General features: G+C 69.9%; 16 protein-coding genes. 5 read left to right on the plus strand and 11 right to left on the minus strand.

Annotated features, from left to right (window positions below; all coding sequences use genetic code 11):
* The 10 genes from WMF26_RS23985 to pucL all read right to left on the minus strand — a co-directional run bounded on the left by WMF26_RS23985 (nt 1) and on the right by pucL (nt 13,678).
* Nucleotides 1-1,179 carry an HlyD family secretion protein gene (locus WMF26_RS23985; RefSeq protein ID WP_438002180.1) on the minus strand — a complete coding sequence of 393 codons (1,179 nt, stop codon included), beginning with the start codon at nt 1,177-1,179 and terminating at the stop codon, nt 1-3.
* 174 nt (nt 1,180-1,353) lie between these two features.
* On the minus strand, nt 1,354-2,886 hold the full coding sequence (locus WMF26_RS23990) for a hypothetical protein (protein WP_437948431.1): 1,533 nt from the start codon (nt 2,884-2,886) through the stop codon (nt 1,354-1,356).
* Nucleotides 2,887-3,005: 119 nt separating this feature from the next.
* The gene (locus WMF26_RS23995; RefSeq protein WP_438002181.1) at nt 3,006-3,998 is read right to left on the minus strand and encodes an iron-containing redox enzyme family protein; all 993 of its coding nucleotides are present in this window, start codon (nt 3,996-3,998) and stop codon (nt 3,006-3,008) included.
* A 16-nt stretch (nt 3,999-4,014) separates the two neighbouring features.
* A complete protein-coding gene (locus WMF26_RS24000; RefSeq protein ID WP_438002182.1) occupies nt 4,015-4,920 on the minus strand; it encodes an iron-containing redox enzyme family protein in 906 nt (301 codons plus the stop codon).
* A 299-nt stretch (nt 4,921-5,219) separates the two neighbouring features.
* Nucleotides 5,220-5,363, minus strand: coding sequence for a hypothetical protein (locus WMF26_RS24005; RefSeq protein ID WP_437948434.1), 144 nt, complete (start codon nt 5,361-5,363; stop codon nt 5,220-5,222).
* Between the two features lie 769 nt (nt 5,364-6,132).
* Nucleotides 6,133-7,290 (minus strand): GNAT family N-acetyltransferase, encoded by a 1,158-nt coding sequence (locus tag WMF26_RS24010; RefSeq protein WP_437948435.1) that lies wholly within the window; start codon nt 7,288-7,290, stop codon nt 6,133-6,135.
* A gap of 491 nt (nt 7,291-7,781) precedes the next feature.
* Complete coding sequence (locus WMF26_RS24015) at nt 7,782-9,158, minus strand: DUF1552 domain-containing protein (protein WP_438002183.1); 1,377 nt, start codon at nt 9,156-9,158, stop codon at nt 7,782-7,784.
* Between the two features lies 1 nt (nt 9,159).
* Nucleotides 9,160-10,872 carry a DUF1592 domain-containing protein gene (locus WMF26_RS24020; RefSeq protein ID WP_438002184.1) on the minus strand — a complete coding sequence of 571 codons (1,713 nt, stop codon included), beginning with the start codon at nt 10,870-10,872 and terminating at the stop codon, nt 9,160-9,162.
* A 250-nt stretch (nt 10,873-11,122) separates the two neighbouring features.
* Nucleotides 11,123-12,799, minus strand: coding sequence for a lipase maturation factor family protein (locus WMF26_RS24025; RefSeq protein WP_438002185.1), 1,677 nt, complete (start codon nt 12,797-12,799; stop codon nt 11,123-11,125).
* 33 nt (nt 12,800-12,832) lie between these two features.
* Nucleotides 12,833-13,678 (minus strand): factor-independent urate hydroxylase, encoded by an 846-nt coding sequence (gene pucL, locus WMF26_RS24030; RefSeq protein WP_061627932.1) that lies wholly within the window; start codon nt 13,676-13,678, stop codon nt 12,833-12,835.
* Nucleotides 13,679-13,886: 208 nt separating this feature from the next.
* Between pucL and WMF26_RS24035 the strand changes: the two genes are divergently transcribed.
* The 5 genes from WMF26_RS24035 to WMF26_RS24055 all read left to right on the plus strand — a co-directional run bounded on the left by WMF26_RS24035 (nt 13,887) and on the right by WMF26_RS24055 (nt 19,701).
* On the plus strand, nt 13,887-15,386 hold the full coding sequence (locus WMF26_RS24035; RefSeq protein ID WP_438002186.1) for a cobalamin B12-binding domain-containing protein: 1,500 nt from the start codon (nt 13,887-13,889) through the stop codon (nt 15,384-15,386).
* 187 nt (nt 15,387-15,573) lie between these two features.
* Nucleotides 15,574-16,854: a sensor histidine kinase gene (locus WMF26_RS24040; protein WP_438002187.1), complete on the plus strand. Its 1,281-nt coding sequence runs from the start codon at nt 15,574-15,576 to the stop codon at nt 16,852-16,854.
* Nucleotides 16,851-18,020 carry an ATP-binding protein gene (locus WMF26_RS24045; protein WP_438002188.1) on the plus strand — a complete coding sequence of 390 codons (1,170 nt, stop codon included), beginning with the start codon at nt 16,851-16,853 and terminating at the stop codon, nt 18,018-18,020. The genes WMF26_RS24040 and WMF26_RS24045 overlap by 4 nt, the downstream gene beginning before the upstream one ends.
* 208 nt (nt 18,021-18,228) lie before the next feature.
* On the plus strand, nt 18,229-18,606 hold the full coding sequence (locus WMF26_RS24050; RefSeq protein WP_438002189.1) for a hypothetical protein: 378 nt from the start codon (nt 18,229-18,231) through the stop codon (nt 18,604-18,606).
* Between the two features lie 9 nt (nt 18,607-18,615).
* Nucleotides 18,616-19,701 carry an NAD(P)H-dependent flavin oxidoreductase gene (locus WMF26_RS24055; RefSeq protein ID WP_438002190.1) on the plus strand — a complete coding sequence of 362 codons (1,086 nt, stop codon included), beginning with the start codon at nt 18,616-18,618 and terminating at the stop codon, nt 19,699-19,701.
* A 26-nt stretch (nt 19,702-19,727) separates the two neighbouring features.
* Here WMF26_RS24055 and WMF26_RS24060 read toward each other — a convergent pair whose 3' ends face one another.
* Nucleotides 19,728-22,313 (minus strand): glycoside hydrolase family 15 protein, encoded by a 2,586-nt coding sequence (locus WMF26_RS24060; protein WP_438002191.1) that lies wholly within the window; start codon nt 22,311-22,313, stop codon nt 19,728-19,730.
* Nucleotides 22,314-22,340: the final 27 nt, after the last annotated feature.

Genomic DNA, 22,340 nt, shown 5'->3' on the forward strand with positions numbered 1-22,340 from the left:
TCAGCGGCTCGCCCCGTCGCCCGCCCAGCCACGCTCGAGCATCCGGCCCGCGGCGCGGAGCACGAGCTCCGCAGGCAGGACCCGCTCGACCTCCACCTCCACGGTGCCCGGGAGACCGTGCTGCATCGGGATCGCCGGCGGCCCGCTGCCCGCGATGCTCAGCTCCACCCGCACCTTGCCGTTGCGCACCTCGCTGCCGACGCTCTCCACCGCGAGCGGCAGCGTGCCATATTCGGCCCACGGGAACCCGGCCAAACGCAGCCGGGCCGCCTGGCCGGGGCGAACGCGCCCGAGCACCACGTCCGGCGGGAAATCGGCGGTGACGTGCAGCCGCCCGGGGGGAACGACGGCGCCGAGCCGGGCCCCCTTCGTCACCACAGCGCCGGCCCGGAGCACCGCGATCTCGCCCAGCTTGCCGCTGATCGGAGCGCGGATGCTCCGCAGATCGATCTCGTGCTGCAGCGCCTCGATCGCCACGAGCTCCTGCGCTTTCTCCCCGCGCAAGAGCTCGATCTCCCGCGAGAGCTCCGCGACCTCCGCCTCGATCTCGCTCCGCTTCAGGCGGCTCTCCGCGTCGATGCGGCCGACCGCCACCTCCAGAGCCTCGGCGCTGGCGCGCTGCACCTGCCCCTCGGAGACCATCTTGGCGAGGTCGGCCGCCGAGACGAGCGCCTGCTCCCGGAGCACCGCGGAGCGCTGCGCCTCGGACTGGGCATGATCGGCGAGCACCATGGCGCCGCGGTGCCGGGCGCGCGCCTCTGCGACCTGCGCTCGCGCGACCCGCTCGTGCTCGCCGAGCGCCCGCGTCTTGGTCTCGACCTCGCGCTCCAGCGGCCCGAGCTGCCCCGTGATGCTCTCGACGCGAACCCGCTTTGCAGACAGCTCGATCTCCAGGGCCCTGGCGTCGAGCACGAGGAGCACCTCCCCCGCCTCGACCGACCTGTCGAGCACCAGGCTCGACGAGACCACCCGCCCTTCGACGGCCGGCTCGATCGGGTGCGTGGCCACCTCGACCTCGACGCGCGCCTCGGAGCTCACCGCATAGACCGAGACGCGAAAGAGGAAGAACCACGCGCCCCACAGGCCACACAGCAGCACGGCGACGGCCAGCACCTGGATCGGGCGGCGAGCTCCGTCGACGGCCAGGGCGCGAAGGGAACGGTGAAAAGGTGCAGACATACCGCTGTTGTGTACGAGTGCGAGTGGGAGGGCGTGCCTTCAGCGGGGAGGACGCGCTGGCGGGCCCGCGATCTCACGGCGCGGCAGGCGCGGAGCCGTCCCCGCCCGACGCCGGCGGGGACGCCCTGCCTCGACGGTACCACGAGGGTGGCGCGAGACGCGTCCCCGCGGGGCTCAGGCCGCTTTTTTGCGCTTGATGATGACCTTCGGCAGCACGCGCAAGAACCGCTGGTCGCCCCGCAGGTAATGGTCCAGCAGATCATCCCAGGCACGATAGTTGAGCTCGAGCACGAGCAGCATGTAGCTCATCGCGAGGCGCTGGATCGCGGGGGAGACCGACTTCACCTCCGCCATGAACAGCCGCGGAATGCTGGTATGGTGGTATTTCTCGTTGAGCAGGATGTGCTTGTCGAGCGCCATGAACTCTCCGACGAGCCTCTTGTACGGCTCGTCCAGCGGAGAATCGACCCCGAGCACACCCTCGGTGATGAAGATGGACACCGCATATGCGACGGGGTCGAGCACGCCGAGCTGCGTGAACACGTCGACGTACGCGAAATGCAGGGGCAGCGGCTGCGCGCTCTGGATCTCCTCATCGGACAGGCCCAGCTCGCGGCAGCTCTGGTACTCGAGCACGTCGTGCCCGACCTCTTCTGCGTAGTACCGGAACGACTTCGCGCGCAGCGTCGCGTTGAGCCGCTTGGGCAGGATCGCCGCGATGATCTCCGGGAAACGGGTCGTCACGTGGTAGTCCTGCAGGTAGCGCCCGTGCACCAGGATGAGATCGGCGTCCGGCGCGTTGAGCTCTTTCAGGTACGCGGGGGTCCCGACGCGGCTCGTGACGTCGCGCGCCACGCGCTCGACCTCCAGCATGAAGCCGATGCCCGTCAGGCACTCCTTCGGCTCGTACGTCGCGACGCAGAAGCGCTTGGCTCTGGAAGGATCCGCGCCGCTGACGAGGCATTCCGCCAGCCCGTTGAGGTGGCGTTGCGCGTCCGGGGTCGAATACGACCCGCCGGTCAGCTCGCTGATCAGCTCGTCGAGGACGACCTCCCCTGCCCGCGCGCCCGTGAGCTGCGCCTCGAGCGACAGCAGCGCCTGCGTGCAGGACACGAGCGAGAGCGGCGCCTGACCGCGCTGGTAGAGCCCCTGCACCATGGCGATCTGCTGATAGAAGTTGTCGAGCGCCAGGATCTCGGGAGAGCTGAGCGGCCTCTGGTCCGTCGCGGGCAGCGGGCGCTCCAGCGGCAGGGTACGCGACAGATCCAACGTCAGGCCGAGGAAATGCTGGCGGATAGCCCGCACGTTGGAGAGGAGCGCCTGGCGCCCCCCGGGCCCCACGTCCGTCAAGACCTGCTCGACGCAGGTGGAGATCCAGCCGCGCAGCTTCGCGATCTCGGCGTCGCGGCGATCCCTCACCTCGGGCGCCGCGTCGCGCAGCAAGCCCAGGTAATCCATCGTCTGGAGCAGATCACGCCAGTCAGACTCCGGGGGGGCGGACAGCACCTCCTTCCACACCTTCGAGCCGGGCTCTCGCAGGGCGTCGAGCCGGCTCACGATGTCGCGCGCGGCCGTGCCCTCCCCGTGCTCGATCACGTACTCGTTGACGTCGGCCGTGACGAGCACCTCTCCGGTGGCGTCGTCCAGGCGCACGCCCGATATCGCGAGATAAGGAGAATCGTACTTTGTAATGTTCCAGGCTTCCATATCACTGACTCCTCAGCGAGAGAAACGCAGCAAGCACACCCACAGCCGTTCAGGGCTCGCTCCCGCGGGAGGCGCGAGGAGCGCCGGGGCCGCCGCCGCGGGCCCCTCCGCTGGCCGGCTCAGTCCCAGGCGCGAGGGATGACGCTCCCCGGCTTCCCGTAATAGTCGACGATCTGGCCATCCATGAGGACGATCGACTCGACCAGGATGCCTATGTGGCGCAGCACCGCCTTCTGCTCCTCGTCGGAGATGCACGGGATCTCGGCGAACAGGGCCTCGCTGATCTGCTCGTGATCTCCGTCGTCGTTGATCGACGCGTGATCGAGGATGGGCTTGTAAAACGCCTCGGGCAGGCCGACCTCGATGCACCGCTTCTTGTAGGCGGAGTGGAACTCGTCGCTCACCTCCTCGAACAGGAACAGCGCCGCCTTGAACGACAGCGGATGCTGGCGCGCGTACACCCCGAGGGAGGAGCAGATCGTGAACGTCATCGGGAGAGGCACCAGCCGGTCGAGGTCCTTGCGCTGGACGCCGACGGCGGCCAGGGACCGCTCGATCAACCGGTCGTGATTGAGCTCCGAAACGAAGAAATCCTGCAAGATGCGCAGCGTCGTCCTCGACTCGTGGTACGCCAGCGCCGGGGCGAGCAGCCCCGGGCACATGCGCACGATATGGTAGTACTCGAGCGCGTAACCGATGAGCTGCTGGCGCCCCAGGGTGCCGTCCACGAGGCCCTGGTAAAAGGAGCGGGTGGTGTACTTGCGCCGCACGCGCTCGATGAAGCGCTGCAGCTCTCGGTAGAACTGCGCGCCCCGCTTGGCCTCCAACGGCTTGTAGACCGTCTCCGTGAGCAGGCCGAAGCGGTCGAGATCCCGGCAGACCCGGCCCACCTCGTGGGACAGCGACGGCAGCTCGCTCGAGAGCTCGTCCATGGATTTCCCGCCATGCAGGAGCAGCTGCAGCAGGCGCACCGAGTCGTCCCGCGTCTCGGGCGCGAGATCGATCTCGTACTCCTCGTCCCGGTAACGGAGGAGGCAGCTCTCGCTGTTCGCCTGCAGGGTGACGGCCTCGCGCAGGCGCGGCTGTTGGAAGAAACTTGTCGTCACGGTCATGATGATCGCCTCGAAGTCAGATGGTCGACATCCTGCGCACGAGGTCCGCGCCGGTCCTCGGGGAGTAGAAATTCCAGATGGCGGTGTAGAAGTCGTCGTACATCTCGACGAAGAGGCGCATCTGGCGCCGCAGCCGCCCCATCGTCTCGTCATCCACGTAGGGGATCTCGGCGAAGATGAGGCGCGTCAGGTTCCCGTGCTCCCCCTTGCGGTTGATGTCCGAATGATCCCGCATCGGCTTGATGAACTTGGGCGGGAGCGCGGCCTTCTCGCAGGCCTCGATGAAGAGATCCACCTCGGGATCCTTGCCCTCGAGCACGCCCAGCGTCGCGAAGAAGAAGATGGGATCGCTGGACGCCCAGTACGACAGGGCGTTGCAGAGCGCCAGCGTCTCGGCCAGCGGCATCATGTCCTGCACGTCCTCGCGGCTGATGCCGAGGGCAAAGATCGCCTTGATGATGATCTCGTCGTGCCCGTACTCCTCGCAGTAGAACTCGTTCATCAGCTGGCGAACCTTGGCGCTCGCGACGTAGGGCAGCACCGGAGAGTCGAAGAGGCTCTCCCGGTAGAGGAAGTGGTAGTTCTCGATGGCGAGGCCGTAGAACGCGCTCTTCGGGCAGCGCTCCGGATCGCCCAGCACGTTGACCCAGAAGACGTTGCGGTTGATGCTCTTCTCCATCAGCGCATTGGCGAGATCCTCGAGCTCGAGCAGCGCCTGCGAGCCCGTGCGCATCGTCACCGTACCCACGTCGTCCAGCAGCCGGAAGCGCTCGAGATCCTGCAGCAGCGTCCCGAACCGCTTTTGCTGGGCCGTGTCCAGCCCACGCTGGAGCTCGCTCACGGTCCGGCTGCCGTCCAGCGCCTTGAGGAAGCCTCGAAGCTCCTCGGCGGACGATCCCTCGGGCTCCAGGGCGAACTCCACCCCGTCCCGGACGAGCGAGATCTCGTCGTTCTTGACGGAGACATCGCAGACTAAGCGCGGCTGAAAATTGGTTGATTCCAACACGGAATTGCTCTCCCTCGGCTCAAGGTTCGAGCTGTTAGGGCGCCGATCGAAGCGAAGGAGCGCCCCGGGAAGCGGACACGCTCCTTCGTCTCGGCCGGAGCCCTCACAGCGCCGGATCGACAGATCCAGACAAATGCGGCGGCACACACGTCCGGCAACTGCCCCGGAGAAGCGCGGCCGCACCTCTCCGGGACACCACTACCTGCCGATCGCCATCACAGATGCACGGCGACGACCGGGCCCGCCATCACGCCCGTCTTCAGGCGGATGCGCATGGCGCGAGTCTCGGTCGTGGCGGCCGGCTTGGCCTCGGCCTTCTCAACGTTGCTCTCGACCTTGGTCTCGACCTTATTCGACATAGTTTCCTCCACGGCTGCATAACGCAGCAATGCGCTCCCACCATAGGAGCGCAACGGAGGAAATCGGTACTACATGAACATCGACGTGTCAAAATCTAAAATAGAAATCACATCGCGCGAATCCAGCCATTCGAATTCGGTGCAACCATCCAGCGCTCCTTCATAGGCTGGGCAGAGCCTGTGCAGAGCCTGGGTCAATTTTCCACGAGCTTTCGCGCGGGCCGCCGCCTTGCGAAATCTGCGGGAAACAAGCTTATGGGAATAATCACGCATGCCGCGCGGGGAGGGAGCCGCCGAATGATTTCAATAGTTTAGCGCGGCACCGGCGGAGCACGGCGCATAGATGAGCCGTCGACGATCGTTAATTATTGTTAAATGGAATCATTCTTCACATAGCCTGTTCACGCGTGCTTGAGCTCGCTCGTGTCGCGGGCGAGGCTCGACGCACGCGCCGCACGTCGACGGACACGCCTCCGTCGGCAGCGCTCGCATCGGATTGCTGGCAAGCAACGGCGGCTTTCGCCGAGCAACACCGGTGCCCGCGGCTGCGCCAGCCGCGCCGCCAATCTGCGTTACGAGGGGCAGCCAGGCACGAACGAGGCGCAGTGCGTGAAAGGAAATCGGCCTCTCGCGTCGTTGATCCTCTGCGTGGTCCCCTCCCCAGGAATCGACCCGGACTACGAAATGTTCACCCCGTGAGCGCCCTGGCGGTGCGCGAGAGCGCCGGCCGTTCCAACCCACTCCGAGGAGATCTTCTTCCCAGTTCTGATCACCTCGTCGGCCAGTACACCTCTGGCCGAAAGATCTCCATGTACCTCTCGGGCGCCGGTAAGGGCGTGAAGCCGAACCTGGCGTAAAGACCGTGCGCGTCCTTGGTGGCGAGCACGAAGCGGCGGACCTTCTTGAGGGTGGGATGCTCTGCCACGAGGCCGACCAGCCATTTGCCGAGCCCCTGCCCGCGGTGCTCCTCGAGCACATACACATCGCAGAGATACGCGAAGGTCGAGTTATCCGTGACCACCCGCGCAAAGCCCACCTGACGATCTTCGTCGAAGAGCCCGAAGCACATCGACCCCTGGAGCGACCGCGCCACCAACTCTCTCGTGATGCCGGCGGACCAGTAGGATCGGGTGAGATAGGCGTGGATGGCGGCGACGTCGAGCTCTTGTGGATTCGTGGACACCCTGTAACGCCCGCGGCGATGCTCGCTCCGCTCTGCTTCGAGCGCGACGGCGCGGCGGCGAGACAACCACCGAGCGACGATCCCGCGAGCCAGGCATTGCCCCGCGTCGATCAGGTGCAAATCGGTCTCGATGTGAGCCTTGATGGCGCTGAGGTCCATGCAGGCGAGGAGGACGGCATCGGCCCCGGCCGACTTCGCCCGCCGGAGCAGGCTGTCCCAGCGCGCGCGGAACAGGGCGGGATCCCTGGAGGTCCTCGTCGCGCCGATCAAGGCGTCCACCTCTCGCTGCCAGTCGACGTCGATCGGCTGGCCGCCGCGCCGGCGAACGCCGTCTTGATAGATGCCGGACTCGACGGTTGGACGTGCCGCGATCAGCGCGATGGAGCGCGCGGGCTCCGGGACGGCGTCGAGCGCGAGCTCGACCATGTTCAGCAGCGGGACGTCGATGCAGGCCGAGAGCTTTGGGTAGTAGATGTGCGCCGTGTTGCAGGGGATCGCGATGAAATCGACGCCGGTCCTGGCCAGGCCCTCGAGCCCCGCGCGGAGGGTGGCCTCCATCGCCGCATGATCCGTGGCGCGATCCGGATAAAAAGGTGCCGGCAGCGAGCAGATCATCATCTTCGGGAAGTCGATATCGTCCTTGGCCCCGTACTGCTCCTGGCACTCCGTGAGCACGAGGTCGATGAACGGGGCCGTCGATCGCGGCCCCATCCCGGCGAGGATTCCGATGGTCAGCTGTTGCATCGTGTTTGGTCCTTCCGCCTTCGATGACATGGCCTGGCCGGCGCAGCTCGAGCGACATCACGCCGACGTGCCACGTCCTGCGTCAACAGGTCAGCTGCGCACCTCCATGCGGGCGCACGGCGGTCTCTCCAGCCCCCCGAGCCTCGACCGTGGACCGCGCCCCGGGCGCTTGGCGGGCACGCTCGACCCCTGCGCGCCCGAGGACCCAGCGCCCATCCCAGGCGTCGCTCGCGCTTCCGCGGTGGCCGGATGAACACGATGTCGGTTGGATGCCACCGAGGACGCCCCCCCCCCCATGTGGTGCAGAGTACAGCCAGAGGAGGGACGCGCGCAAGCCCTGCGTCCCCGCTGGTTGTGCTCCCGTCGGGGACGGCGATGTGTGGGCCGTCAGAATCCGTCTGTGCTGGAACTTGAGCCTAACCGTTCTCGCCTGCGTGGGCGGAACCCCGACGTGACGCGTTCGCGATCGCGATCGCCTCCCGGAGCGCCGGCTAGGTGAGACCCGGGAGGGGCCCGGTGCTGTACTCGGGGTCGCCGAAGGTAGTGTCGTCGGTCCCCATCGCGTTCGCGATCGTGACCAGCAGGTCGTTGAGCTGGCGGGGGGAGCCGCCGTTCGCCAGGTAGTCCACGAAGCGGCCGGTGCGGAAGACCCCGCCCGCGCTGCCCGCGAGCAAGAACGGCATGTTCGTGAGCGCGTGCTGCGTCGACTCGCTGATCTCGGTCACCCACAGGACGACGGTGTTGTCGAGGAGGGTGCGATCCCCTTCCTGGTACGAGTCGAGCTTGCCGAGGAAATAGGCGAGCTGCTCGGCGAGCCACGTGTGGATCTTCGAGTACTGCGCCTTGCCCTCGGCGTCCCACTGGTGCGAGATGGCGTGGTGGTTCCCCCGGAGATCGAGGAACGGGTAGAGGTGCTCGCTCTCGGCGTACGACCACTGGATCGTGCAGATCCGGGTGAGATCGCAGGCGAGCGCCGCGGCCGCCATGTCCATCTGGAGCTTGCCGATGGCGGGCATGTTCGCGTCGTCCGAGAGGTCGATGCGATTGCCGAGCGCGGGGCCCTGGCAGCTCGTGCCCGGGGTCGGGCCGCCGCCGCTCGACGAGCTGCCGCCGGCCAGGCGCGCCTCGATGTCCTGGATCGACTGCAGGTGCGCGTCGAGCTTCACGCGATCTTCCCGGCCGATGCGGGGCCGCACGTCGGCGATGTCCTCGCGGAGGATGTCGAACACGGTCCGCCGCTGCGCGCGCAGCCGATCCAGCGCTTCGGAGCTGCCCTGGCCCTGGCCCGGCACCGAGGCCCCGAAGAGCTGCTCGAACGTGTCGTAGGGATCCTCGCGCGGCGGGATCGGCTGATCGGGCCCGGCGTAGCAGATCCGGCCGCGCACCTCCGCGTCGCGGACCTGGACGCCGAGCTCCAGGGTGCGAAACAGCGTCGGGGGCTTCAGCTTGTTCGCGATGTGCTGGTCGAGCGAGATCCCCGACGACCAGCCGGCGTTGTTGGAGTTGAAGCTCCGGAAATTGCCCCGGAGCAGCGCCCGCCCCGTGAGCAGGCCGCCGATGCCCCGCGCGTGCTCGGAGCCGATGTTGGAGTTGACCACGACGTTCATGTTGATCCCGCGCAGCGGGATCAGCTTCGCCTTGAACGGCGAGAGCGGCTGCAAGAGCGGGCTCAGCGTGAAGTTGGTCTCGGTGCCCTGGGGCATCCATTGCGACTCGAGCGTGCCGTTCGGCGTGTAGAACACCACGAAGCGCTTGGGCGCGGTGGTCTCGTCCCCGCGGGCCAGCTCGGAGTTGAGCAGCGGGATCGTCGCCGTCGCCGCCAGCGCGCCCTGGAGCATCCGCCGCCTGGAGATCATTCGCTGTCTCATCTCACTCCTCCTCTGCCGCGATCGCGCTGCGGAACATGAACGCCTCGGTCTGCGTGGTGGCCACGATGAGCTCCACGAGATCGCCCTCGGAGGCGTGGAACCCGCCGCGCAGCCGGTCGAGCGAGCAGCCGTCGCCGTCCGTCTCGAAGCGGCCCGCCGCGTAGCGGAACCACTGCGTCGCGAGGCACTCGCGGACCTGCTCGCTCCCGGCGAGCCGCTCCGCCAGCTCGCGGACGCCGACGAACGGGCCATCGACGTCCGCGGACCGGAAGATCTCGCCCGAGCTGTCGATCACCTGCCCGCCCTCCTCGGTGCGGTACGCGCCGACAGCATCGTAGTTCTCGAACGCGAAGCCGATGGGATCCATCAGCTGATGGCAACCGGCGCACGACGCGTCGGAGGAGTGCTGCTGGAACCGCTCGCGCGCCGTGGCGCCCTCCTCGCCCGTGGGCGGCGTGAGGTCGACGTCGTCCGGGGGCGGCGGCGGATCGTAACACAGGAACTTCTGCCGGATCGCCTTGCCGCGCAGGACCGGAGACGTCTGATCCGGGTGCGCATGGACGGCCAGGAACGCGGGCTGCGTGAGCAACCCGGCGCGCTGCTCGGGCGGGAGCTCGACGAGCTGGGGCGTGGTCGTGCCGGGCGGGACCGACACGCCGTACAGCTCGGCGACCGGCTCGGTGGCAAAGCCGACGGGCAGCGTGAGCAAACTCGACAGCTTCCGGTCCCCCGACCACAGCACGTGCTCGATGAACGCGGGCGTCTCGGCGCTCATCCCCGCGACGAGCTCGTCGTCGAACCCGGGGAAGGCGCTCTCCTGCTTGACGATGGTCTGGAGCCTCCCGAGGTTGAGCCACTGCTTGTAGAATTCCGCAATGGCCAGGCGCGCCCGCGGGCTCTCGAGCATCGCGCGGGTTCGCTCGGCGAGCTGCTCGCGGGTCTCGAGCAATCCGGCCTCGGCGGCCGCGAGCAGCTCGTCGTCGGGGCCCGACGCCCAGACGAGGTAGGAGAGGCGGGACGCCATCTCGTACGGATCGAGGCGCACCTTCGGCGCGGAGCCGTCGAGATCGTGGCGCAGCTCCAGGCGGAACAGGAACTTCGGCGACTGCAGCGCGGCCCGGATGACCACCTCGATCCCCTCGCGCAGCGACCCGCCCGTGCGCCCGGCGTCGTAGGCGCGCATCAGCCGGTCGACGTCCTCTGGCGCGAGCGGCCGGCGGTACGCGCGGCGGCCGAAGGTCTCGATGAACTTCCGCGCGCACGCCGCCTCCGCCTCGGCCTGGCCCTCGACGGCGGCCGGGTCGCACGGCAACAGCTTCGACAGATCGCCCGCCACGGCCTCGGCCGCGAGCGCCTCGGCGGCCAGCAAGTATTTCTCGGCGTGCAGCGACGATATCGTCAGCACCGACGCGTTGTTGTTGAACCCGCCGGCGACCTCGTCCACCGGGAATTGATCGGCAGGGGTAAGCGACGTTCCGAGCAGATCTCGAACCGTGTTGTTGTATTCGAATCGCGTCAGGCGCCGCTGCGGCGCGAGGAGCCGCTCGGTCCCCGCGCACGCCTGCGGACCGCCTTGTCCGGACCCCGGGACGTCCTCCCCGGCGCCGGCGCCCGCCGCTCCGATCGTCCCGTCGCACCCGGCCGCGAGCGTCAGCGCGAGCGTCGCGGTGGCCGCGAGACAGCCTCGCCAGCGACGAACCCTTAAGTCAGCCATACCGTGACCTCCTACCGTCGTTCACCACCTACGGTGAAGTTTCGGAACGCGCTCGGCGACTCGGGCCAAGAAAATTGCACTCACGCCGAAGCTATCGTGTCTCTCCGCGCCACCGCGCCGAAACCAGGACCGCGATCCCCTGAATGCCCGCGCTGGGGCGCCTTGATCACGAGCGCGCCAGAAATCGGACCGCGCCCGGGCGCCGGGCTGCTCCGGGGGAGCGCCGGCGCGCCGCGCGCGCTCCGGAGGATTACCGGGTGTCCTCGACTCCGCTCCTCCCGTCGTTCGCGGGCGCGGCCGCGCGGGAGGCAGGCAGCCATCCGTAAGCGGCGAGGAAGCGGCGCAGCGCCGGGTCGTCGGCGGACAGCGGCGGCAGGTACGGTCCGACGCGCTCGCGGCGCCACCACGCGCCGCTGCCGTCGCCGATGCGGGTGAAGCTGTACCGGTAGAGCTCGGCGCGGATGTACCGGGGCGGCGCGCCGGGAAACGGGTTCGTCCCGAGCAGGCGCTGCGCGCCCGGGTCGCCCGTGAGGAGCTTGTAGATGAAATGAACGAGCCACGGCTCGCTCTCGTAGCTCCCGAAGGCGGCGAACCAGATCTGCCAGTCGAGGCGGTAATGGTACGGCGTGATGACGCACGGGCGCCGGCGCACGTCGCCCGGCTTGCACGGCAGGTCGTATTCGAGCCACCGCGTCCCCTCCCCGAGCGCCTCGTCGCTCGTGCCCTCCAAGATCACCTCGTAGCGCTCCCGGCCGACGCTGCCGAACGCACCATAGGTGTTCACCAGACCGAAGCTGTCGAACGTGGCGTTCATCGCCTGCCGCGGCGAGAGCAGGTTCATGACCGGGCTCACGCTGAGGCAGAGCACCAGGACCGCGAGCAGGGCGGCGGCGGCGCGGTGCGCGCGGGACGGCGAGCGCTCCTGCGAGAGCGCCGCGGCGCGCTCCCTGAGCCGCGCCGGGAGGAGCCGGCCGAGGGCGCCGTCGTCGAAGCAGGCGAGCGCCGGGACGATGGTGAGCCAGTTGAGGAACGAGAGGTTGCCGCTCGCGATGAGCAGGACCTGGAAGAGCACGAGGAGCACGCCGGCCGCGTGCCGGGCGCGGCGGGGGCCGAACGCGAACCAGGGGACGACCAGCTCGACGAGGTGATTGAACAGCGCGCCGAGCGCGTGCACCGGCCGCGGGAGCTGGTGAAGGTAATAGCTCAGCGGGTTCGGCACCGGCTGCGTCTCATAATGATAGACAAGGCACGAGAGGTCGCGCCAGCAGGGGTCGCCCCGGAGCTTGATGAGGCCGGCGCCGAGCATGATCCGGAAGATGAGCCAGCGGAAGAGCCAGATCACCACGACCGGCGGCGGCGGCGACCGGAACGGGCGGAGGCCGCGCACGGGACAGAGGAAGATGGCCAGAAAGCCGGTCTCGGCGAGCTGGTGCTCCCAGCCATAGCCATAGAAGACCTGCCCGATGTGCACGAACGAGAGGTAAAGCGCCCAGAGCGCGAGCTGCACGATCGCGTTGGTGACGCCGGCGCACACGGCGAGCGACAGCGCGACGCCGGCCCACGCGGCGGCGAGGAGGACGCCCTCGGAGGCGCCGAGCCACAGAAAGAGCGTGGGGAGCCGGCGGAACGCGGCGCCGGGCGAGCCGGTCACGGCGAGGAGGCGCTCGAGGAACCGGTCCGCCGGCAGGAGCCCGTCCGGGCCGAGGAGCGGGCCGAGCTGCCGGGCGAGCGAGAAGAACGCGATGAAGTAGACGAAGCCGAGCAGGCGGAGCAGGACGAAGCGCGTCAGCAGGTACGTGCGCGGAGGGCCGAGGAAGCGGCGGAGCGGGTGGCTCCGGATGCGGCGGAGGAACGCGCCGTCGTCTTCGTCGGCCGGCGCTGCTTCGTCGGCCGGCGCTGCGGCGGGGGGCGGTGCTTCGCGAGCCATCGGGCGCGAGAGGATAGCCCCCCTGCGCGCCGGTCATCCACCGCGCTTCATCGTGGCATGGATGAGGCCGTGCGGCTCGTCGACGGGGACGAAGATCTCGTTGTCGTTGCCGAACCCGAAGGGCGAGAGATCGACGAGCAAGCAATGCTTGTTCGGCAGCGAGAGGCTCAGCTCGTCGACGGCCGGGCAGGCCGCGAGCACGGCCTCCCCGAGCGCGTGGATGGTGTGCTGCACCGAGAGGCTGTGTTGCTCGGCGAACGTCTCGAGCAGGGCGCGTCGGGCGCGCTCCCAGGTCGCCGTGGGGGCCTCGTCGCGGGCCGCCGCGCGCCATCGCGCCAGGATGAGCGTGGAGAGGATGCGGTCCTCCGTCTCCTTGAGCGTCGTGTACTTGTCGCGCGGGAAGCCCGAGAACGCCGAGCCGCCGGTCTTGAGGACGAGCAGGTCCTCGATGCCGGACACGATCTCGACCCCGCCGGGCCCCGCCGTGATCTCCGCGGTCCGCCGCTCGGCCCCGGCGCGGAGGAAGGCGTGCCGGTGCGGCGCGCCGCCCGCGTCGATGCGCGACCAGACGTTCTCCGCGATGGCGACCCGCGCCCGCCGGGTGTGGGCCTTCCCGAGGAAGTGCTCGGCGAGCAGGACGCCGAAGTCCTCGATCGGCTCGACCGGGTGGCCCTTGGCGAGGGCGTACACGGTGTTCTTCATCGTGTCCGTGGGCAGCACCTTGCTGTTGTCGCCCCGCGTGTAGGCGTCGTCGAAATCGCCCTCGAGCTGGATGTCGACGTCGATGTCGGTGAGCTCGTGCCGCCCGTCCGCGCGGCGGACCTTGACGAGCCGCACCCTCGATTTGCCGTAGCTGTTCCGCACCAAGGAGATCGACATCGTTCTTCAGCTCCCGCGCCCGGGCAACGACGCTTCGTTGCGATGCGAGAGATACCGTACCTTGAAGCGGGACGCCCGCTCAAGCCCGGCGGGCAGCCGGCGCGGGCAACGCCCGCAGTAAGGCGCGCGCCGCCCGCCGGAACGCCCCGGGCGGGCTCGTGCGATACGGGACGTGCGCCGGCGAGCGCGCGTCGCAAGATGGGTCGATATGGCGATCGCAGAGCGCGACAGGGCGGCGGATCGACTCCTCGCCTCCCGCGAAGCGTTGACGGCAGCCGCGCTCGGGCGCCTGCAGGGCGCGGCGGCCGCGCAGGTCGCCCCCGGCGCCCGCGAGGCCCTCGCGCGGTGCGACCTGGACCTCGGCGCGCACATCGACGCGCTCGCGGCGGCGCTGCGCGCCGGGGTCGACGAGGAGCTCGGCGAGCACTGCGCCTTCGCGGCGGTGCTCCTCGAGGGGCTCGGCGTCCCCAGGAGCGCGCTCGCCGCCGCGCTGGAAGCGCTCGGCGAGAGCATCGGCGAGCAGCTCGACCCGGCGCTCGCCGCGCTCGCGCAAGGCGTCCTCGCCGCCGGCCGGCGGCGCCTCGGCGGCGCGCCCCTCGTGACGCCGGCCGCGCTGGCGGCCGTCCCCCCGGCCGGTCCCGCGCCCGGCGAGGCCGCCTCGGCGGCGGAGGCGCTCCGCATGTCGGCGGCGCGCGTCGCCGCGATGAGCGTGGCGCTCAGCTACGCGCGGCGGCCGGCGGACGCGCTCGCCCACGGCGAGCGGCGCGCCCGCTGCCTGGAGGACGCCCGGCGCCACCTCGCGCAGCTCGCCGCGGCCGTCGAGCTGGGGTCGCCCGAGCTCTTCAGCGCGTACGCCGACTGGGCGCAGGCGCTGCTCGTCGGCTTCGGCCTCGACCCCGCCGAGCTCGTGGGCCACCTCGGCGCGCTCGGCGACGTCCTCGCGATCGCGCTGCCGGAGCACCTCGCCGAGGCGCCGCGGAGGTACCTGTCCGCGGCGATCGATCGGCTCACCTCGGTGCGCGTCGAGCCTCCGAGCTTCGTCCGGCCCGAGGCCCCGCTCGGCGTGCTCGCGTGCGGCTACCTCGACGCGCTCCTCCAGCGGGACCGGCGGCAGGCCATGAGGCTCATCCGGGAGGCGGTCGAGCTGGGCACGCCGATCGGGGACATCTATGCTCACGTCCTGCAGCCGTGCCAGTACGAGGTGGGCCGGCTGTGGCAGCTCCATCAGCTCAGCATCGCCGAGGAGCACTACTGCACGGCGGTCACCCAGATGGTCATCAATCAGCTGTACCCGCTCGTCCCGAGCTCCGATCGCGCCGGCCTGCGGCTCGTGGCCACCGCGGTCGACGGCAACCTCCACGAGATCGGCGCGCGCTTCGTCGCCGATTTCTTCGAGATGGCGGGGTGGGACACCTTCTATCTCGGGGCCAGCACGCCGGCCCAGGACGTGATTGACGCGGTCGTCCGCTGCAAGGCCGACGTCCTCGCGGTCTCGGCCGCGCTCGGCGAGCACCTCGCGAGCGTCGGCGATCTCATCGCCGCCGCGCGCCGCGACGAGCGGTGCAAGGGGGTCGTCGTCCTGGCCGGCGGCCGGCCGTTCTGCGCCGTTTCCGACCTCTGGAGGCAGGTCGGCGCCGACGGCTCGGCGTTGACCGCCAAGGGGGCCGTTGGCGCGGCGGAGCAGCTCCTCACCGCGCGCGCCGCATGACCCTGCCCGGCGCGCCCCGGCGCCGAGCCCGCGAGGGCGGGCGAGCGGCTGCGGCGCCACCGCGGTGCGTTTCGTCTAGCGAGCTTCGCGCCGGCCTGCCAAGAACAGGTCGTTCCCACCGGAACAAGAGGCCCGAAGTCCGATGGCACCGCGCGAGCCGCGAAGCACAGGAGATGACGAAGAAGAGATGGGATTGGCCCTGCCGGCGACAGGGCAGCTCGACGGCAGGGTCGCAGAGCTCGCCGGCTCGTTCCTCATGGACTCCACCGCGCTCGCGGTGGGCGTGTTCGCGCCGGACGGCGCGCCCCGGCTCGCGAACCGCGGCATGCGCCGGCTGCTCGGGCGCGAGGATGAGCCGGCCCGCCTCGTCAGCCCGAGCATTCCGCAGCTCGCCGGGGCGGCGCGCGGCGACGACGCGCCGGTCCACCGCGGCATCCTGCACTTCGGGGATCTCCGCTCGATCGCGCACAGCGTCCGCGGCGAGGTGTGGCGGCTCGACGATGCGCTGCTGATCCTCGCCGAGTTCGACGTCGTCGAGCTCGAGCGCGTGGTCGCCGAGGTGTCCGCGCTCAACTCGAGGATCACGAGCCTCCAGCGGCGGCTCGTGTCCGAGCAGAAGGCGCTCGAGAGGTCGCTCGGGCAGCTGCGCGCCACGCAATCGATGCTCGTCCACTCGGAGAAGATGAACGCCCTCGGCAAGCTCGCCGCCGGCGTGGCCCACGAGATCAACAACCCCCTCGCCTTCGTCCGCAGCAACGTGCACACCCTGGGAGCGTCGCTCGTGCGGCTGTTCGCCGCCTACGAGGCGCTTGAGGCGGCCGCGCTCGGCGAGCGCCCGGGCGACGTGCCGGGCGTCGCCGCGGCGCTCCGCGAGGACGCCGACCTCGAGTTTCTCCGCGAGGACGCGGGCGATCTCGTGAAAGGCACCCTCGGCGGCCTCGCGCGCGTGCAGAAGATCGTCGAGGATCTCAGGACCTTCGCGCGGCTCGACCAGGCGGAGGTGGAGCGCTCCGACCTGCGGGAGAGCCTGGAGAGCACCCTCGCGATCGCGGGCCCAGCGCTGCGGAGCGGCGGCGTCCAGGTGACGGTGGCGTGGGACGACCTGCCGAAGGTGCGGTGCAAGCCGGCGGAGCTCAGCCAGGTGTTCCTGAACCTGCTCATCAACGCGGCCCAGGCGGTCGAGTGCCGCGGCCCGGGGAACGGCCGCATCGCGATCCGCGCGCGGGACGAGGGGCGCCAGGTCGCCCTCGAGTTCGAGGACAACGGCGCCGGGATGACCGATGACGTCCTCGGCAGGATCTTCGATCCGTTCTTCACGACCAAGCCCGTCGGCCAGGGCACGGGGCTCGGCCTCACGATCTCGCACAAGATCGTCGTGGATCAGCACGGGGGCACGCTCGCGGTCCGCTCGACCCCGGGGGCCGGGAGCACCTTCACGATCACGCTGCCGAAGGAGCTCGATCGATGACGAGCGCGCCCGGCGAGCGCCGCGCCCTGCTCATCGTGGACGACGAGCGCGAGACCCTGAAGGCGCTCCGCCGCGAGCTCCGGCGCGACTACGAGGTCCTCACCGCGGAGAGCGCCGAAGAGGGCCATGCGCTCCTGCGCGCGCGGGCCATCCCCGTCGTCCTCAGCGATCAGCGGATGCCGGGCATGACGGGTACGGAGCTCTACGCGGCGGTCAAGGCCGAGTTTCCGGAGACCGTACGGCTCCTCATGACGGCCTATGCGGACACGAACGCGGCGATCCAGGCCATCAACGACGGCGGCGTGTACCGGTTCATCGCCAAGCCGTGGGATCCGCCGGCGCTCGCCGCCGTCGTGCGGGACGCGTTCGCCCAGCACGATCGGCTCTGCGACCGCAATCGGCGCCTCGATCGCCTGGAGGCGAGCGCCGAGAGGCTCCGCCGGGAGAACGAGCGGCTCGCCGAGCAGAGCCAGCGGAGCCATGAGCTCGTGGGCATCGCCGCGCACGATCTGCGCAATCCGATCGCGGCGATCCAGTGGTTCTCGGCGATGCAGCTCGGGGGCGCCTCCGCCGGGCGCGAGGACGCGCGCCGCCACCTCCTGAAGATCCAGGCCAACGCCGAGTTCGCGCTGCAGCTGCTCGAGGATCTGCTCGACATCACGACGCTCGAGCACGGGAACATCGCGCTTCGCCTGCAGGACGCCGACCTGCGCGGCCTGATCGCGGCGGCGATGTCGCTGAACGAGCACGGCGCCCGCCGCAAGCAGATCGCCCTGGCCATCGACGCGCCCGCCGATCTCCCGCCCGTCCGCTGCGACGTCGAGCGGATCGAGCAGGTCTTGAGCAACCTGCTCAGCAACGCCTTCAAGTTCTCTCATCCGGGCACGACGGTGACGGTGCGCGCGCGGCGGCTCGGCCAGGCGGTCGAGGTGGTGATCGAGGATCAGGGCCTCGGCATCCGCCCGGAGGAGATCAGCGGCCTGTTCTGCAAGTTCCGGAGGACGAGCACCCGGACGACGGGCGGCGAGAAGAGCACGGGGCTCGGCCTCTCGATCTGCAAGAACCTCGTGGAGCGCCACGGCGGCGCGATCCGCGTGGAGAGCGAGCTCGGCCGGGGAACGCGGGTGTTCTTCACGCTGCCGCTGGCCGTCGAGAGGAGCAGCTGAAACGACGCAGCTTTCTTCGAGCGCGATTCGCGGTCGCCTAGCATGCGCGCTCCTGCTCCAGGAGCGAAGGCATGCGGCGCACTCCCCTCTGGTTATCGATCGTGACCTCGGCGACCCTCGCGGCGGCGGCAGCCTGCGGCGACGACGAACGCGCAGGCAGCGGCGGTGATGGCGGCGCTGGCGCGGCCAGCAGCTCGAGGAGCTCGGCGTGGAGGTCTGGCCGTCGTACGAGTGCGATCTCAAGGGCGTCTGCGACCCCGCGGAAGCCAAGAACACCATCGCGCTGCCGGACACCTGCAACGAGATCGATATCATGACCGACCCGCTCTGGTCGTCCGTGCCCTACATGAAGGGCGCGTTCTTCTTCCGCGAGGTGGCCGACGCGATCGGCGTCGGCGCGCTTGACCAGGCCCTCGGCGACTTCTACAGGGCGAACGTGGGGACCGCCGCGCGGACGCAGGACCTCATCGACGTCATCAAGGCAGCGACGGACAGCGCCGGCGCCGCCGCGGTCGACGCGCTCGCCGACGCGTGGCTCCGCACGCTGGAGTGCCCGATCGACGTCTCGACCCTCTGCCCCACCTAGAGCCCTGCCATGTGGACCGATACCCGCCTCACCCGACAGCTCGGCCTCCGTCTCCCGATCATCCAGGGCCCCTTCGGGGGCGGCCTGTCCACCACCGCCCTCGCGGCCGCCGTCTCGAACGCCGGCGGGCTCGGCTCCTTCGGGGCGCACGCCCTGACTCCATCGCAGATCGGCGACCTCATCCCCGAGCTCCGGCGGCTCACGCCGCACCCGTTCGCGGTCAACCTCTGGGTGCCCCAGCCCGGCGAGCCCACCACCATCGACGCGGCGGAGCTCGAGCGGCACGTGGCGCGCCTGCGCCCCATGCTGCGGCAGCTCGACCTGCCCGACCCCGAGGTGCCCAGCGCGTTCGCCCCGCGCTTCGAGGAGCAGGTCGAGGCCGCGCTCGAGGCGAGGCCGCAAGCCCTGAGCTTCGTCATGGGGGTCCCGCCCGCCCCGGTCATCGAGGGCGCGAAGGCGCGCGGGATCGCCGTCATCGGCACCGCCACCACCGTCGACGAGGCGGTCGCGCTCGACCAGGCCGGGGTCGACATCATCGTCGCCTCGGGCAGCGACGCGGGCGGACATCGGGGCGCGTTCCTGCGGCCCGTGCGGGAGTCGCTGGTCGGCACGCTGTCGCTCGTCCCGCAGGTGGTGGACGCGGTGCGGGCCCCGGTGGTCGCCGCGGGCGGCATCGCCGACGGCCGCGGCGTCGCGGCGGCGCTCGCGCTCGGCGCCAGCGGGGTGCAGATCGGGACGGCGTTCCTCGCCTGCGAGGAGTCGGGGGCGAGCGCCGGCCACCGCGGCGCGCTGGCCTCGCCGCGCGCGCGCACGACCGTGCTCACCCGCGTGTTCTCCGGCCGCACCGCGCGGGGCATCCCCAACGCGTTCGTCGAGGCCCTGACGCCGCACGAGCACGAGATCCCGGAGTATCCGGTCCAGAACTGGCTCACGCAGCCGATCCGCCGGGCCGCCGCCGCGGCGGGGCGCGAGGACTACCTGTCGCTCTGGGCCGGGCAGAGCGCCGCCCTCGCCAGGCCGCGGCCGGCGGCCGAGCTCGTGGCGGCGCTCGTCGAGCAGGCCGAGCAGGTGATCCGCGGGCTCATGCAGCCCTGAGGGGCCTCGCCCGCGCCGCCCTGGCCCTACCAGCTCACGGTGTCGTTTCGCGTGAGCGTCCCGCCGGACGCCGGGGTGTTCAGCGTGCGATTGCCCCCGCCGGGCAGGTTCTCCCAGGTCACGGAGCCATCGACGTTCGTGCGGAAGTACTTGTACAGCAGGGCGCTGCTGGCCGGCAGGTTGACGCGGTTCGTCCACACCGGGTAGCTGCGCGGATCGACCGGGATGGCGAGAGCGGTATTCCAGTTGCCCAGCGCCGCGGTGTTCCCGGTGACGTACACGTGCTGACCGACCACGGTGCTCGCGGTCACGTTGAACACGACGCTCGCCTGGCCTGACGCGGGCGGCACGGCGCAGGCGTTGTAACGGCTGCAGACCACCGACGGGATGTCGACGACCTTGCCCGCGCGGATCGACGCCAGCAGGCTGATGTACTCGCCCATGGCCCAGTTCAGCGGGCTCATCGACCTCGTCGGGGTGCCCGCGGTGGCGTTCGACGGCTTCTCGACGACCCAGCCGGTGACGTTCGTCGTCTCGCTCCACACCTGCTCCGGGATGAAGCCCTGCGGCGTCGAGAACGCCTTGACCGCGGTGAGGTAGGGGCTGCCCTTGCTGCCGAGGCCGAAGAGGGCGATCTCATACATGCCGCGCTCGGCCGTGAAGATGGGCCACAGCCGGCCCCGGCCGCCGTTGCCGTCGAAGTTGCCGCCGCCGTCCGCCTCGTTCTCCTCGCCGTACGCGTCGTAGTTGTAGCGGAACCAGGCGTCCCCTTTGCCGGCGATGGTCCGCTTCAGGATCTTGTCGTAGATCTTCATCGTCGCGACGATCGACGCGTCGTCCGGGCGCTTCACCCCCATCCTCACGAGCTCGAGGAACCCGCCGTCGACGATGTAGCGCTGATCGTGCGTGCCGCCGCCGTTGCCGATCGTGAACGAGATCGCCGCGTCCGGCCCGGACACGGGGTTATAGCGCTGCCGCCCTGTTCCGGTGTTGCTCGGCGGCGACGGGTTGATGCGGTTATAATAGCTGTGCTGGCCGTTCACCTCGTGAAAGCCGGTGGTCGTGAACGTCCAGCGGTCGACGCTCTGCTGCCAGTAGTCGGCGGCGGCCATGTAACGGGCCGCGCTCGTCGTATCGCCGTTCTCGCGCGCGATCGTGGCGGCGCAGACGAGGCCGGCGATCTCGGCGGCGATGGTCGACGGCGAGTACCCGGAGTTCTCCTCCCAGCGCTCCTGCTGGGTCCAGGGGCCGGTGTTGACGATGTAGTCGGCCGTCTTCTTGATCTTCGACCACAGCGGGTTGTACACCGACGGGCCGAGGCGCCAGGCCAGGATGATCGGCATCGCCTGCTCATCCATCTGCGTGCCTTGCCAGTACTGCCACCCGCTGACCCAGGCGTTCTGCGGGAAGCGGCCGACGCGGCTGTAGCCCTGCGGGCACCCCGTCGCGTTGTACTCGGCGACCCCGCAGTCGCTCGACTGCTGGAGCGTGTTGAACAGGTAATTGACCACCGAGGTCGCGGTCGCCGTGTCCCCGGCCGTCACCAGCGCGCTGGCGAACTTGAACAGGTCGCGCGGCCAGACCAGGTGGTAGCCGCCGTTGTTGGCGTCGCCGTTGGTCTCGCCCCACGGCGTGCCCATCCCGGCGATCATGGCGCCGTTCGACTTGTCCTGGATCGTCTTCAGCGACATCGCCGCGAGGTAATACTGATCGTCGGCGGTGCCGCCCTGGTTGTCGAGCCCGCTCGCGTAGGCGTTCCACCCGCTGTCGTAGGTCGTCCGCAGGGTGCTCAGGTTGCTGCCGAGCGTCGCGTTCGCGGTGGTCGTCGCCTCCGCCTCGGTGGCGCCGAAGGCGAGCACCACGTCGAACGAGACGCTGGTGACCGCGCTCGCGCCGAGATCGACCCAGCCCATCTGCGCCACGTTGCCGCCGCTCGCGAGGTCGTTGCGCCAGCTCATCGTCTTGTCCGAGCTGCCGCCGAGCAGGTCGGTCCAGCCGTCGGTCACGCCGACGAAGCCGCTCGACACCATCGGCAGGCCGCCGCTCGTCAGCGTCTTCCACGGTTGCGAGGTGGCGAGCGCCGAGAAGCGGTTGTTCTCCGAGGCGACGAGCATCGTGCGCCCGCCCGCCGCCACGGTCTTCGACGTGTCGCCGCCCCCGGAGTTGTCCATCGCCGGGTTGTGGAGCAGGTAGAGGTTGAACTGGGTGACGTTCCTGCCGTTCAGCGCGTCGAACTGGACGCGCTGGATCAGCGAGTTGCGCCCCGGATCGGTGAAGATGCTCTTGGTGATCCGCCAGTTGTGGGCGATGTTGCTGGTGACCGCCTGCCACCGCATGGATCGCTTGTCCGGCTGGGTGACGGTGTAGCTCTGCTGCTGCTTCTCCTCGTCGACAAACGTCTTCGCCGTATCGCCCACCATGAACTGCAGGTCGACGGTGTTGACCGTGTCGAGCACCGGATAGAACACCTCGGACACGATGCCCCGGTACCCGGTGAAGTAGACCCGCGAGGCCGAGGTCGTCGACGTGCCGAGGAACGACTTCTCGGCAGGCCCCCACACCGACGCTGCCCCCGCGCCCGCCGCGCTGAGGCCGGCGGCGGCGGCTCTCACATCGCTCGCCGCCGCCTCGCCGCCCTG

The sequence above is a fragment of the Sorangium sp. So ce185 genome (assembly GCF_051526825.1).
GTDB classification, from domain to species: Bacteria; Myxococcota_A; Polyangia; order Polyangiales; family Polyangiaceae; genus Sorangium; species Sorangium cellulosum_D.